This window comes from Embleya sp. NPDC020630 (assembly GCF_044334985.1).
In the GTDB taxonomy this organism is placed as follows: domain Bacteria; phylum Actinomycetota; class Actinomycetes; order Streptomycetales; family Streptomycetaceae; genus Embleya.
In genome coordinates, this window is record NZ_JBIRUB010000013.1 from 188,168 (window position 1) to 202,411 (window position 14,244).

Consider the following 14,244-nt stretch of genomic DNA (forward strand, 5'->3'; position numbering starts at 1 on the left):
GCGATGACCGGGCGTCGGGTGGTGGTCGTCGGCGCGTCCATGGGTGGTCTGCGGGCCGCCGAACAACTGCGCGCGGCCGGCTGGACCGGCGGCATCACCGTCGTCGGCGACGAGCCGCACATGCCGTACAACCGCCCGCCGTTGTCCAAGGACGTACTCGCCGGCGACGTGACGCACGCGGCGGTCGCCTTTCGGCCGCGCGCGAGTTGCGCGGACGTCGACTGGCGGCTGGGCGAGGCGGTGACCGGGGTCGATCTGGACGCGCGTCGGGTCCGGCTGGCGGGCGGATCGTCGTTGTCGTACGCGGGGCTGGTGGTGGCCACCGGGCTGCGTGCGCGCCGGCTGGGTTGTCCGGGGCCGACGGTGGGGCGACACGTGGTGCGCACCCTCGACGACGCACGCGGGCTGCGCGACGCGCTCGGTCCCGGACGCCGGGTGGTGGTCGTGGGCGCGGGCTTCATCGGCTGCGAAGTCGCGGCCACGGCGCGCCTGTTGGGTGCGGAGGTGACGGTGGTGGCGCGGGATGCGGAGCCGATGTACCGCCCGCTCGGCGCCGAACTCGGCGCGGCCGTGCGCCGGCGGCACACGGATCGTGGGGTGCGCTTCGAACTCGGCCGCACGGTGGACCGGTTGACGGGGGAGGGGCACGTCGCCGGGGTCGTCCTGGACGACGGCCGCACGCTCCCGGCCGACGTGGTGATCGAGGCGATCGGCGCGATCCCGAACACCGAATGGCTGGCCGGCAACGGCCTCGACCTCACCGACGGCGTGCGCTGCGACGCCGCCCTGCGGGTCGAATCCCGCCCCGACGTGGTGGCCGTCGGCGACGTGGCCCGCTTCGCGAACCCGCGCTACGACGACGTCCCGCGCCGCGTCGAGCATTGGAGCATCCCCACGGACACGGCCAGGCACGCGGCCCGCACCCTGACCGCCCATCTGTCCGACACCGCCGTCCCCGACGCCCCTTTTGCCCCGCTGCCCGCCTTCTGGTCCGACCAGTACGGGGACCGCCTCCAGTCCTACGGCGCCCCCGCCCTCGGCGCCGCCGACATCCGCCTCCTCGAAGGCACGTGGACCACGGCCTGCGCGGTCGGCTACCACCGCGACGACACCCTGGTGGGCGTGGTGGCCCTGACCCCCGGATCCCACCCCTTGTCCACCAAGTACCGCCACCACCTCGACTGACCGCGACGCGACGCGACGCGACGGGCCGGGCCCGGCGCCGGCGACGCCTGCCCCCGGTCACGCCGATGAGGACGGCCTACTCGTCGGCGCTCGCGTCGCAGGGCTCGAGGTCCACCCCTCCGGCGCGCGAGCGAACTCCCGGGCAATCGGCGGCAAACGGCACCCGAACGGCCGGACGGTCGCCGAACCCCACTCCTTCGCCTGCGTGATCATGCGGGAACGCGCCGTTGCAAAAAGGATCATCGTGGGGGTTGACACTGAAAGTTGGTCTAGACCAACCTAGAGGTACGGGGATTGGAGAGGTGTGTGTCCCGGCATGGCCGCAGCGTGGTAGCGCGGCCGGTCGGTGAGGCATCTCGCGTTCGCTTTGGGTGTCCGCGATCGATGTGCGGCGCCGGATACGAGGAGGTAGGAATCCCGATCGAGGCTTCGTCGGGGATCACGGCCTCCCCGGACCACCCCCCTTGTACCGCCGAACCCCCCGGCCGACCTCCCTCGGCCGATTTTCACGGCTGACTCCCACAGCCGAACTCCCGAGCACCGCACACGGCACCACATCGGCGGCCTCACCCGACACACGTTCCGCGACCGGCAGGACCTCGCGGCAGGCGTAGGCAGGCGAGGTTGTGATGTGTCCTGCCCTCGGCCGGATCGAGGCGACCCGCGGGCCGGGCGAGCGCGCGCAGCCGCGCCCGTCCGATGACGTGCGAACCGCCCTTTCCCGTCCACGACTTCACCGTGCCCGGGAACGGCCGACCGCCGCCCGTGCCTCGACTCGCCCGGTCGATCCCGGACGGCGACGGCCGGGGCGGGGCGATCGCGCCGACGCGCCGGTAGGCCGGCACGAACCGCGATGCCCCACGCCCCCATACCGACCAGATCGTTCGAGCCTTGGAGGGATCGTATGCCGACGCCCGAATCCGACCCATACCCGTACCGAGCCGCGTCCGAGATCCCCTACTTCAGTTCGATCGGCGAGACCTACCTGGCCCCGACTCCGCTGCGCGACCTGAAGAAGACCCGACCCCTGCGGGTGCTCTCCGAAGCCGACTTCGACTTCTGGCAGACCTACGGGTACGTCGTCGTGAAGGAGGCCATCCCGGCCGAGGCCGCCGCGCGACTGCTCGAATTCGCCTGGGACTTCCAGGGGCTCGACCCCGACGACCCCGAGAGCTGGTACTCGGACGACCGGCAGTTCCGCTCCGCGCTGGATCAGGAGCTGCACATCTACGGCTTCGTCGAGGCATACCACCACCAACTCATCTGGGACAGCCGCCAGTCCGCCCGCGTCTACGACGCCTTCGTCGACGTGTGGGACTGCGAAGAGCTGTGGGTGACACTGGACCGGCTCAACCTGAACCCGCCCAACATCCGTGACCGTGACCGCGCGCACATCGCGCCCACGGACAAGGGCTTCGACATCGAGCTGCACTGGGACGTCGACACCACCCTCGCGACACCCCCGCAGCGGGTCCAGGGCATCATCGCGCTCGACGACACCCGCCCGGACCACGGCGGTTTCCAGTGTTCGCCGGAGCTGTTCCGCCGGTTCGAGCACTGGAAGTCCGGACAACCCGAGGACCGCGACCCGATCCGGCCGGACGCAGACCGCGCCGAATACCCGGTGGTGCGACCGCAGTTGGCGGCCGGCGACCTGCTGATCTGGAACGGACTGCTCGCCCACGGCGTGGCCCGCAACAGCTCCGAGCGTGGCGTGCGCGCGGTCCAGTACCTGTCCATGATGCCCGCGCTCGAAAGCAACCGGGAACTGACCGAATCCCGAGTCGACTCCTGGCGGCACCTGCGCACCCCGGACTGGAACAAGACGCTGGTCGGCGACGCCCGCAAGCACGAATCCCTCAGGTACGAGACGGCGACGCTGAACGACCTCGGCAGGAAGCTCCTGGGCCTCGAATCCTGGAGCGGGCACACACCCGCACCATCGACCGGAGAAGCGCAATGCACGCAATCTGCCTGACCCTACCCACCAACAGGGCCTGCGCCGCGACGATTTCGGCGATCGCCGCCGAGGCCGCCCATGCGGCAGGGCACTTCGACGTCGAGGTGCACCTGCTGATCCTCGACTCCTCCGACCCGGCGACGTTGAGCGAACACCGGCAGGCCGTCGCCGCCCTGCCGGCGACACCGCACGTGGTCGTGCACCACCTCGACGAGAGCGAACAGCGCGCCTTCCTCCGTGCGGTCCTCGCCCGCGCCGACGTCACCAAGCCGGACCTGCTGCTCGACCTGATGCTCCCGGACCGGGTCTCCTACGGCGCCTGCACGAACCGCGCGTTCCTGATCGCCGCCGCCCTCGGCTGCCGATCGATGCACCGCCGGGACTCGGACAGCACCTACCAAATGCTCGACGGCGCACCCGTCTTCCCGATCCACCACGAGCTGATGTCGCTCGGCCGACCGGCGCGCGAGGCGAGCGCCGGTGTGTCGGAGACCACCCTCGACCCGGCCCTCGCCGCCGACCCCGTGGTTCTGGTCGGCAGCTCGTTCATCGGCGAACTCTCGGTCGACATCGGTGAGATCCGCAGCCTCGACCCCGAGGTGTACTACGACGTGGTCGGCCTGTGGGCCCCGCCCGCATGGTCCACCGAGCGCAAGCGGGAACTGGTCGACGAGTCGTTCACAGGCGCCGGCACCGCGCCGTTCGTCGCGGACCACTCGCTCCTGACCGTCGTCGACCCGATGCGGGTGGACATGTGCAACGTCGCGTTCGACCACGCGGTGTACGAGCGGGTTCCGCTGCCGCCGGCCACCGACACCATCGGCAGCGACTACTTCCTCCTGCACCTGATCCACGACGCCGGGCTGCCCGGAGTCCTGCACAACCGCAACATCGTGAACTTCTACACCGCCGAACGCCGCACCGACCCCGGATTCGCGGCCTACCAGACCCGGTTGACCAAGTTCTTTCTCTCGATGCTCTACTTCGAGTTCATCTACGACCGCATGGCGGCGGCCGGCGGCACACTCCTGGACGACGAACGCCACGTACGCCCCTCGGTGATCGCCGAACTCGCCCGTGAGAGCACCCGGTCGGACCGCACGGACAACATCGACCGACTGCGCAGCCTCGACCACTCCTACCGGCGACTGGGCGGGCGCTACGCCGGGTTCGCCGACACGCTCGCCACCCGCGGCCCACGCCTGCTCGACGAGGTCCAGGAGGACATCGAGGACTTCGCGCTGCTGATCGAGACATGGGATTCGCTGGTCCGGGCGAGCCGGACCACAAGCCTCCACGAACCGCACGGATAGTGGGACCCGGACCGACATCATGCACGTAAACGCACACATGCGCGCCGCCCTGGCCACCGCCGACGACGACCTGATCGTCTTCGATCTCGCGGGCATCGAAGAACGCTACGACACGCTGATCCGCGAACTCCCCGACATCGCCGTACGATTCGCGATGAAGGCCTGCCCCGTGGACGAGGTGCTCGGCTGCCTCGCCCGCCAGGGAGCGGGTTTCGACGCGGCCAGCCCGCAGGAGATCGCGCAGGCGATCGAGACCGGCGTACCCGTGGACCGCATCCACTACGGCAACACCATCAAGTCCGACCGCAACATCGCCGACGCGTACCGGCTCGGCATCCGCGACTTCGCCACGGACAGCATCGAGGACGTCGCCGCGATCGCCGCGCACGCCCCCGGCTCCCGGGTCTTCTGCCGCCTCGCCACCAGCGGGGAGGGCGCGCTGTGGGGGCTCAGCCGCAAGTTCGGCTGCTCCGGCGCCGACGCCCTGCGGATCCTGGAACGGGCCCGCGCCGAGGGTCTGATCCCCGCCGGGCTGTCCGTCCACGTCGGCTCGCAACAGATGACCACCGAGGGCTGGCAGGAGGCGTTCGACCGGATCGCGGACACCCTCGCGGCACTGAACCGGCGAGGGATCCACCCCGACCACGTCAACCTCGGCGGCGGACTCCCGGCGCTGGGCTACCTCGACCGACACGGCCAACCGCTGGAACCCCCGCTGGACAAGATCTTCGAGGTCATCCGCGAGGGCATCCGGCGGCTGCGCCGGGTGTCCGCCGTGCCGCTCGACTTCCTGATGGAGCCGGGGCGCTACTTCGTCGCCGACAACGGCGCGATCCGGGCCCGGGTGTCCCGCCTGACCACGCGCGAACAGCCCGACGGACAACGCCGCAACTGGCTGTACCTGAGTTGCGGCAAGTTCAACGGCCTGTACGAGATGGACGAACTCCAGTACCGCCTGGTGTTCCCCACGCACGGCGGCGCCGAGTACGTGCCCGCCGTGGTCGCCGGGCCCACCTGCGACAGCGACGACGCCTTCGGGTCGGACGGCGACCTCGTGCAGGTGCCCAGGGCGGTCGCCTCGGGGGATCCGGTGTGGATCCTCTCCAGCGGCGCCTACGCCACCAGTTACACCACACAGGGCTTCAACGGGTTCGCCCCGCTGCCGTACACCTGCGTCGACGTATCCGTGGAAGGTCTGGTGTAGATGGACCACGACGTGCGCATTCGGCACATCACCGAAGGCGACTGGGACGACATCGTCGCACTGGAAGCCGGTACCTATGCCGACGCCGCACTGTCGGAGGGACGGGCCGCGCTGCGCTCGCGGGCCCGTTCCTCGCCGGCCACCTGCTTCGTACTGGAGGTCGGTCGGCAAGTGGCGGGGTACGTCCTGTCGTTGCCCTACCCGATTGGGCAATACCCGGACCTGGACCGCGAGGAGGAGGTGGTCTTCCACTCGCGCAACCTGCACCTGCACGACCTGGTGGTCGGCGAGGCGTACCGCGGCGACGGCTTGGCGGGCGAACTGCTGCGCCGGGTGACCACAGCGGCGCGCGCCAAGCGATACCAGCGCATCTCGCTCGTCTCCGTCGGCGGCAGCGAGGGGTTCTGGTCGGCGCGGGGGTTCCACGCCCTGCGCGAGATCGCTCTCCGCGCGAGCTACGGCCCGGACGCGGTGTACATGTCCATGCCGGTCGCCGCGGACCCCCGCCCGGACCGGCGCGGACCATCGACGATCCGTCGCGCGGATCACCCTCGGATGACGAAGTAGGCCGATCACATGTTTCGCGTTCGCGATGATTTCCGCCGGGCACAGGCGGCGATCGCAGCACTGTTCTGTTTTCTCGGACTCCAGTACGCCACGTGGGCGTCACGGTTGCCCGCGATCAAGAGCAAGCTCGACCTGGGCGAGGCCGAGGTCGGTCTGCTGCTGATGGCCTGCGGAGCCGGCGCGGCGGCCTCGTTCCCGCTCGTCGCGATCCTGACCCGGCGTCTGGGCTCGCGCCTGCTCGCGCTGCTGTCCGCGCTCGCCCTGGGTGTCCTGTTGCTTGCCCTGGCGGTGGCGCCGAACTACCCCGTGGCGCTGCTGATCATCTGCCTCGACGGGGTGGCGGTGGGCTGTCTGAACGTCGCGATGAACGCGCAGGGCGCCGCGCTCGAGGTGCGGTACCAGCGCACGGCGATGGCCAAGCTGCACGCCACGTTCAGCGGCGGGTCGTTGTGCGCCGCGCTGCTCGCCTCGGGGATGAACGCCCTCACCTCCACGTTGGCCGCGCACTTCGCGGTGGCCGCCGTACTGCTGGCGCTGCTGATCGGCTACGCCCGGCCCGGGCTGCTGACCGAGGACGAGGCCGCGCCGAAGGCCACACCGGAGCCGGCTGCCGACGAACCGGCGCCCGCGGGCCGGCGCCGATTGAGCATGCCGTCGCGGATCACCATCTGGATGGGCTGCGCGATGGCCTTCGGCACGGTGACCGAGGGCGCGATGAACGACTGGTCGGCGCTGTACATGAAGGACGTCGTGCACGCGTCGGCCGAGGTGGCCCCGCTGGGCATCGCCGTGGTCTCGGTGATGATGGTGCTCGCCCGGGTCTTCGCCGACGGGTGGCGCACCCGCTGGGGCGACGGGCGGATCGTCCGGGCCGGAAGTGTGCTGGCCGGTGCCGGGTTGGCGGTCGCGCTCCTGGTCGGTGGCGTGGTGCCGGCGCTGATCGGCTTCGCGTGCGTCGGCCTGGGCGTGGCCGCCGTCACGCCGTGTGTGTACGTCGCGGCGGCGCGCGCGGGTTCGGACGCACTGGCCCTGGTCGCCGCGATGGGTACCACCGGCCTGCTGGCCGGGCCGGCCCTGATCGGTTTCATCGCGAGCGGCAGCAGCCTCGTGTGGGGGATGGGCGCGGTCGCCGTCTCGGCCCTCCTGGTCTCCGTATGCGCGACGCAGATCCACTGGCCGAGCGTGACCGACGCCGATACCGACGTCGATACCAACACCGACGCCGACCCGAACGACGCCGAACCCGCCTCCGTCCCCGCCCCGACTCCCGCCCCCGCCGACCGCACCCCACTCACCGACGCGTCCGCGTAACCCGCGGGAGCCCGGTCCGTGGCCGACGAGCCACGACACGGACGGAAGCCCCGTCACCCGCTTACGAGAAGGCGGGCGACGGGGCTTCCTCGTCTGCGCGCACGGCCGGGCGATCGACGACGCCCGACGCGCGACCCGCCGCGGTGATCAATGCGCACAAATGATGATCATCTGTCACATAATGTGACCGCCTGATCCCATGGAGTGCCGTAACCCCGCGAGGAAACGCATGCGCGTACACCCGAGGCTGAGCGTCGCCTGCCTCATCCTGGTCACGGCCATGGTCGCCGGCCTGTTCGCGCTCCCCTCGTGGGACGGCGCGTCGGCCGCCGACGACGGGCGTACGCGGCCCGCGGCCCGCAAGGCCGCCGCGGCCGACGCCGTCGTGGGCATCCAGAAGAAGGTGACCGGGGCAACCATGCCCCTGGAGCCCGGCGCGGTCTTCTCCTACGAACTGACGGCCGGTTGCTCGTCGTTGACCACCTCCTGTGTCGGCGCGGTGGTCGAGGACGTGCTCCCGGCCGGGTTCGACGTCACCTCGCTGCCGATGACCACCGACACCCGGACCGTGAGCTACGACCCGGCCACCCGCCGGCTGGTGATCACTTTCGCCGAGCCGCTGCCCAGCCCGCCCGCGCCGGCCGGCAGCACCGGCCTGCCCGCCGGTGCCAGTCGCAACCTCGCCATCGGCCTGCGGGTGCCCAGGGAGACCACGTTCGAGGACGGCACGCGAATCACCAACACCGCCACGATCAAGGCGGACAACGCCGACCTGGCCGAGGCAAGCGCGGACGTCACCGTGCACATCCCGCGCGAGGTTCGCCCGATCACCACCAAACGCTGGGCCGACGGCTCCGCCGTGGCCCAGTCGCACGCGCAGAGCACCATCACCCTCGGCGTGCGCAACGCGTCGTCCACCTCCGCCCAGGTCACCCGACTCACCGTCGAGGACACCACCCCCGCCGGCTTCGACAATTTCGACCTGGTCGGGGTCGGCCCCGTGGACCGCTTCCCGGCCGGCGCCGACCGGGTGCGGGTCCTGGTCTGCACGAAGCCGATCGGTACCCCGTGTACCGACGCCGAGTACGTCGCCGGACCGCTCACCGCCGGCCCCGATGTACCGCTGCCCCCCGGTGTCGAGCCGGGCAGGGTCACCGGTGTGCGCCTGGAGTTCACCAACGGGTCCGGCTCCGCGCTGCCCTACGACCCCACCGGCGGCCAGGTGCCGATGCGGCTCGCCCTGCGGGACACGGTCCGCTCGACCGGTGACCCGCCGGCTCCGGCCACCCGCACGACGATCCACAACTGCGCCGGCACCACCGCCCAGGACCCGATCGCGGGCAGTGTGACCGGCGCCCCGGCCTGCGCCGACTTCGACATCCTGCCGAACATCGCCACGGTCACCGCGACCAAGGAGTTCTTCTCCGACACCAACGGCGACTTCGTCGCCGACGGCGCCGCCGTGCTCGGCACCCGCGCACCGGTGACCATGGTCGTCGGCGCCGGCAACACCGCCTCCTTCCCGGTCGCGTCGCTGACCATCACCGAGCCGTCCGGCTCCGCCGTGAGCGAGTTCGACAAGGTCGACGTCACCAAGCTCCGGGTCGAGTTCCCGCGCGGTGCGGTCGCCGCGACGCTCACCGTCACCTGCCGCGACGGCAGCACCCCGAGCCCGGTCGCGCTGACCCGGCCGCCGGACCAGCAGGTATTGCCGAACACCGGCTGCCCGAACGGCAGTCCGCCGAGTCGGGTCTCGATCACCTACACCGGCACGGACGCCGCCGGACACGGCACCATCGTGCCCAACGCGACCGGCGGCCTGGCCCTGCACGGCACGCTCAACGCCCGGGTCGACGAATCCGACGCCCGCGACGGCGTGGCGAACTGCGCCGACGCCGGCGCGACCAACCCCGTGGACGGCTCCGGCGCGGGTTCGTCCACGGCCTGTACGGCGCTGCCGCTCGAATCGCCCCGGACCGACATCCGGCAGAGCAAGAGCGTCGACCAAGCCGAACTGCCGCCCGGCACCCCGGTGACGTTCACCCTGGACCTGGCCAACGAGGGCAACGGCGCGATGGACCGGCCCTCGATCACCGACCCGCCGGACCCCACCGCGACCGGCACCGTCTTCGACATCGCCCGGCTGACCTCGCTGAGCGTCGCCTACCGCTACCCGTACGGCCTGCCGATCGTGCTGGAGGTGTACGATCCCGCCGCCTCGGCGTGGGTGCCCTACGTCGAGAGCGACGCCGCCCTGCTCGCCCGGGCCCGGGGGGTGCGCGCCCGCGTCGAGGGCGACCTGCCCTCGCGCGGCCGAATCATCCTGAACGTCACCGTGGAACGCCGCGACAGCGTCCCGGACGGAGCGCAGATCCACAACTGCATGCAGATCGGCTCCGCCGGCACCCCCATCGGCGGCCCCGCCTGCACCAGTGAGAACACCACGACCGCCCCCGCCAGAACCGGCGGCTCGGTGCAGAAGAGCCTGGCCCCCTCCACCGTCGCGCGGCCCCTGCCCGGAGTGCCGACCCAGGAGGTGGACCTGCGGATCCGGGCCGAGAACACCGGCAACATCAACCTGAAGCAACTCGTGGTCACCGACAACGACGCCGACTTCTTCGACGCCGCCGACCTGCTGTGGATCGCCGGGGTGAGCTTCCCGCCCGGTGCCGACCAGGTCCGGGTGGACGCCTGTACCACCGCCTGCGCCGAGCCCGGCGCGACCTGGATCACCGGTACCACGACCGGCAGCAACACCCCCGGCCTGCCCGGCGGGGTCGCCGCCGCCGACGTGCGCGGCCTGCGCTTCACCTTCACCTCGTCCCGGGGCGACTACGACCTCGTGCCCCGGTCCAACTACCCCGCCGACGGGCCCTGTCCGCAGGCCACGGTCTGCCTGAAGGTGGCCGCCCGCTCCGCGCTGCGCTCCGCGCCCGGCACCCCTGTACCGGACACGCTCGCGGACACCGCCTCGGCGGCGGGCGAGAGCCGGCTGCAACAACCCGCCGCGCTCTTCCCGTTCGGCGACAGCACCGCGACGCTCACCCTCCAGGAGGGCACCGCGCAACTCGCGGTCACCAAGACCCCCGACTCGCGGATCGGACCCGGGGAGACCGCCCCGTTCACCATCACCGTGCGCAACACCGGCACCGGCGTGGTGCCCGATCCGGTGGTCGCCGACCCGATCCCCGACCTGCTGCGCTTCGACGAATCCTTCGCCGGCCCCGGCGGCATGCCCTTCCGGGTCACCGCGACCGGCCCCGGCACCACCCCGCCGCCGGTGCCCACGTACGAACCGCAGCGCGACGGCACCGGACGCATCACCAAGGTGATCTGGCGCTTCACCGGCACCGACCTGCTGCCGGGCGCCGAGCTGAAGATCACCTTCCAGGTCCGGCTCGCGCCCGGCGTGCCCGGCGACTCGGTGATCCAGAACATCGCCGGCGCCGGCTCCGACCGGCGTCCCGACCTGGACTGCGCACCGGGCTCGGCCCGCGAGGGTACCGCCGTGGACGACCTGGCCAACTTCGGCCGGGGCACCTACTGCACCTCCCGCGCCGAGGTCACCACCCTGCCCGGCACCGCGTTCGAGGCATCCAAGTGGGTGACCGGCGACCCGACGCTCGGCCTGTACAACTCGGTCACCCACACCTACGTCCCGCTCGACTCGCCCGCCTGCCCGCTGTTCAAGCGCGCCGGCGTCACCTACACGCAGTACCCGTGCACCGCGCTCGTCCTGCCCGGACAACGCTTCGAATACCTGATCCGCGCGGTGAACACCGGCACCGAGCCGGGCCGCGAGGTCCGCCTCCTCGACGTCTTCCCCTACCGGGGCGACACCGGCGTACTGCTCGGCAACCAGCAGCGCGGCACCGAATGGGTCCCGCGCCCGCTGCTGACCGGAGCCCCCGAACTGGTCGGGCCGGGCGCGCTGACCACCCGCTACTCCACCGTCGCGAGCCCGTGCGGTACCACCATCGCGACCCCGAGCCGCCCCTGCGCCCCGGGCAACTGGCAGCCCACCCTCACCCCGGACGCCACCGGCGTGGAGATGGGCGTCGCGTTCGACCCGCTGCTCGCCCCCGGCGGCGAGATCCTGGTCCGGCTGCCGATGTCCGCGCCGACGGACCTGCGGGAGCCCGGCGACCCCGCGATCGCCTGGAACTCGTTCGCCCACTCGGAGACCGTGGTGCGCAACGGCGCCGCCGAGGAACTCCCGGTCACCGAACCGCCGAAGGTCGGCATCGGGATGCGCTTCGGCAACCTGCGGGTGGACAAGGCCGTGGTCGGCCTGCCCGAGGGCCTGCCGCCCGGCCCGTACACGGTCGCCTACCAGTGCACCGTCACCCCCGCCGGCGGCACGCCACAGGTGGTGCGCGAGGGCACGTGGGAGATCACCCCGTACACCCCGATGGCCCTGGTCGGCGTGCCCGCCGGCGCGAACTGCCGGGTGTGGGAGACCGATTCGGCCGGCGCGCACAGCGTCGACCTCGGTGAGGCCAACGCGCTACAGGCGGTGATCACCCCGGCCCGGCCCGACGAGGAGGGCCAACACCTGGTGATCACCAACGAGTACAAGAAGGCGAGCCTGCGCGTCGCCAAGACCGTCACCGGCGCCGCCGCCGGCGAGGTCGGCTCCGGACCGTTCACCGTCCGGGTCGACTGCACCCTGGCCGGGCAGCCGTTGACCGGCTTCCCCAAGGACCTGGTCTTCGCGGGCGCCGGTTTGCAGACGCTCGACGAACTGCCCACCGGCGCGCGGTGCACCGCGACCGAGCCGGTGGGCGGCGGAGCCGGCGGCGTGACCGTCACGGCCGGCGACTCGGTCGGCGCAGCGTCCGACACGGCGGTGGTCGACTCGGTTCCGGGCAGGACCGCGAGCCTGACCGTCGCCAACGACTTCCCGACCGGCTCGCTGCGCGTGGTCAAGCGGATCGAGGGCCCCGGGAGCACGTTCGCCGACCGCACCTTCCGCTTCCACGTGGCCTGCTCGTTCAACGGCAAAGCCGACGCGGTGATCCGTACCCTCGCGCTCAAGGCACCGGACCTGACCGGATCGCTCGACGACCTCCCGGCCGGCGCCGAGTGCGTCGTCACCGAGGCGGACCCGGCCGGCGCCGACCAGGCACCGCCGCCGGCCGGCCCGATCACCATCCGGCCCGGCAAGGACCAGGCCGACACCGTCGTGGTGGACTTCACCAACACCTTCTCCACCGGATCGCTGACGCTGAACAAGCGGGTCGCCGGCGCGCCGGCCGACGCGCCGTACGTCCGCGACGCGGTCTTCGGCTTCCGGGTCACCTGCATCCGGGAGGCGGAGGGCGACGGCGGATCGCCGGCCGTGGCCTTCGTGATCCGCAAACGCTACGAACTGAAGGCCGGCGCGAGCCTGCACATCCCCGACCTGCCGATCGGCGCCCGCTGCTGGGCCGAGGAGACGGCGACCGGGGGCGCCGCCGAGGTGACCATCGACCACGGCAACCACGCCGACGCGGTGATCGTCACCAAGGACGCGCCGAACGTGGTGATCGACGCGGTCAACACCTTCTCCACCGGGAAGTTGCGCCTGGCCAAGCAGGTGACCGGCCCCGGCGCCGGGTTCGCCGCCGGCCGGGAGTACACGCTGCTCCTGACCTGTGTCCTGGACACCGGTGACGGGCGGGTACAGACCCTGGTCGACCGGCGCCCGTACACCTTCGACGGCGCGGGACAACGTGAGGTTGACCTCGGCTACCCGCTGCCCACCGGGACCCGCTGCCGGGCGACCGAATCGCGCACCGGCGGGGCGACGTCGGTGGTCGTGGATCACGACACCCCGGACAAGGCGGTGACGATCGGCAGCGACAAGCCGGTGACGATCACCGCCGTCAACACCTTCGACGCCGCGCAGCTCATGGTCACCAAGCGGGTGGCGGGCACGGGTGGCGACGGTCGGTACACGATCACCGTCGAGTGCGTCGCGCGTGACTCGGACGGAGGCGAACTGCCGATCGTGCTGCCCGCCGGCGATGCGCGGTTCACGCTGACCGCCGACCAGAGCCGGACCATCACGGTGCCGGCCGGTGCGCGCTGCACGGTCGACGAGGTGAACCGGCCGCCGAACACCGACGTGACGATCGTGGACACCGATCCGAGCACGCCGCCGGGGGTGGTGCAGGTAGGGAGCCAGGCGGCGGTGACGGTGACGAACAGCCACCGGGAGGTGCCGCCTACGACGGTGCCGCCTACTACTGCTCCGCCTACGACGGTGCCTCCGACGACTGTGCCGCCGACCACTGCGCCGCCTACGACGGTGCCGCCCACAACCGTGCCGCCGACCACGGTGCCGCCCACGACGGTGCCGCCGACGACCGCGCCGCCCACGACGCAGCCGCCGACCACGTGTCCGCCGAGCACGGGTCCGCCGACCACCGGTCCGCCCACGACGCCGGTCGTACCGCCGACGGAGTCGCCCGAGCCGACGAAGCCCATCAAGCCCACCCGGCCGACCGGGCCGTCGACACCGCCCGCGCTGTTGCCGTCCCCGCCCGCGCCCACGCCCAAGCCGCTCCCGGGCACCGGCGTCGGCCTGTCCCCGGTCCTGCTCGCGGCGCTGGCCGCAGCCCTCACCGGAATCGGCTTCGTGCTGATCCGCGCCGGGGCGCGGAGGCGCCGCAAGCAGCAGTAGGCCACCGGCCCGCGTCCCGAGCAGGTCTCCGGGACGC

At 71.9% G+C, this 14,244-nt stretch carries 7 protein-coding genes; all 7 read left to right on the plus strand.

Going from position 1 to position 14,244, the window contains the following annotated elements; all coding sequences use genetic code 11:
* The first annotated feature begins 3 nt into the window (after window positions 1-3).
* On the plus strand, window positions 4-1,185 hold the full coding sequence (locus ACH4XV_RS34420; RefSeq protein ID WP_395796251.1) for an NAD(P)/FAD-dependent oxidoreductase: 1,182 nt from the start codon (window positions 4-6) through the stop codon (window positions 1,183-1,185).
* Between the two features lie 904 nt (window positions 1,186-2,089).
* The gene (locus tag ACH4XV_RS34425; RefSeq protein WP_395796252.1) at window positions 2,090-3,163 is read left to right on the plus strand and encodes a phytanoyl-CoA dioxygenase family protein; all 1,074 of its coding nucleotides are present in this window, start codon (window positions 2,090-2,092) and stop codon (window positions 3,161-3,163) included.
* Complete coding sequence (locus ACH4XV_RS34430) at window positions 3,145-4,458, plus strand: DUF6271 family protein (RefSeq protein ID WP_395796253.1); 1,314 nt, start codon at window positions 3,145-3,147, stop codon at window positions 4,456-4,458. The genes ACH4XV_RS34425 and ACH4XV_RS34430 overlap by 19 nt, the downstream gene beginning before the upstream one ends.
* 19 nt (window positions 4,459-4,477) lie before the next feature.
* The gene (locus ACH4XV_RS34435) at window positions 4,478-5,662 is read left to right on the plus strand and encodes a type III PLP-dependent enzyme (RefSeq protein ID WP_395796254.1); all 1,185 of its coding nucleotides are present in this window, start codon (window positions 4,478-4,480) and stop codon (window positions 5,660-5,662) included.
* Window positions 5,663-6,229 (plus strand): GNAT family N-acetyltransferase, encoded by a 567-nt coding sequence (locus ACH4XV_RS34440; RefSeq protein ID WP_395796255.1) that lies wholly within the window; start codon window positions 5,663-5,665, stop codon window positions 6,227-6,229.
* A 9-nt stretch (window positions 6,230-6,238) separates the two neighbouring features.
* Window positions 6,239-7,540 (plus strand): MFS transporter, encoded by a 1,302-nt coding sequence (locus ACH4XV_RS34445; protein WP_395796256.1) that lies wholly within the window; start codon window positions 6,239-6,241, stop codon window positions 7,538-7,540.
* A gap of 229 nt (window positions 7,541-7,769) precedes the next feature.
* Entirely contained in the window at window positions 7,770-14,207 is a 6,438-nt protein-coding gene (locus tag ACH4XV_RS34450; RefSeq protein ID WP_395796257.1) for a DUF5979 domain-containing protein, read from the plus strand.
* Window positions 14,208-14,244 lie beyond the last annotated feature (37 nt).

What these genes read in the sequence shown, in the direction of transcription:
- ACH4XV_RS34440 (WP_395796255.1), top strand. Translation starts at nt 5,663, where the DNA reads ATGGACCACGACGTGCGCATTCGGCACATCACCGAAGGCGACTGGGAC.
- ACH4XV_RS34435 (WP_395796254.1), top strand. Translation starts at nt 4,478, where the DNA reads ATGCACGTAAACGCACACATGCGCGCCGCCCTGGCCACCGCCGACGAC.
- ACH4XV_RS34430 (WP_395796253.1), top strand. Translation starts at nt 3,145, where the DNA reads ATGCACGCAATCTGCCTGACCCTACCCACCAACAGGGCCTGCGCCGCG.
- ACH4XV_RS34445 (WP_395796256.1), top strand. Translation starts at nt 6,239, where the DNA reads ATGTTTCGCGTTCGCGATGATTTCCGCCGGGCACAGGCGGCGATCGCA.
- ACH4XV_RS34420 (WP_395796251.1), top strand. Translation starts at nt 4, where the DNA reads ATGACCGGGCGTCGGGTGGTGGTCGTCGGCGCGTCCATGGGTGGTCTG.
- ACH4XV_RS34425 (WP_395796252.1), top strand. Translation starts at nt 2,090, where the DNA reads ATGCCGACGCCCGAATCCGACCCATACCCGTACCGAGCCGCGTCCGAG.
- ACH4XV_RS34450 (WP_395796257.1), top strand. Translation starts at nt 7,770, where the DNA reads ATGCGCGTACACCCGAGGCTGAGCGTCGCCTGCCTCATCCTGGTCACG.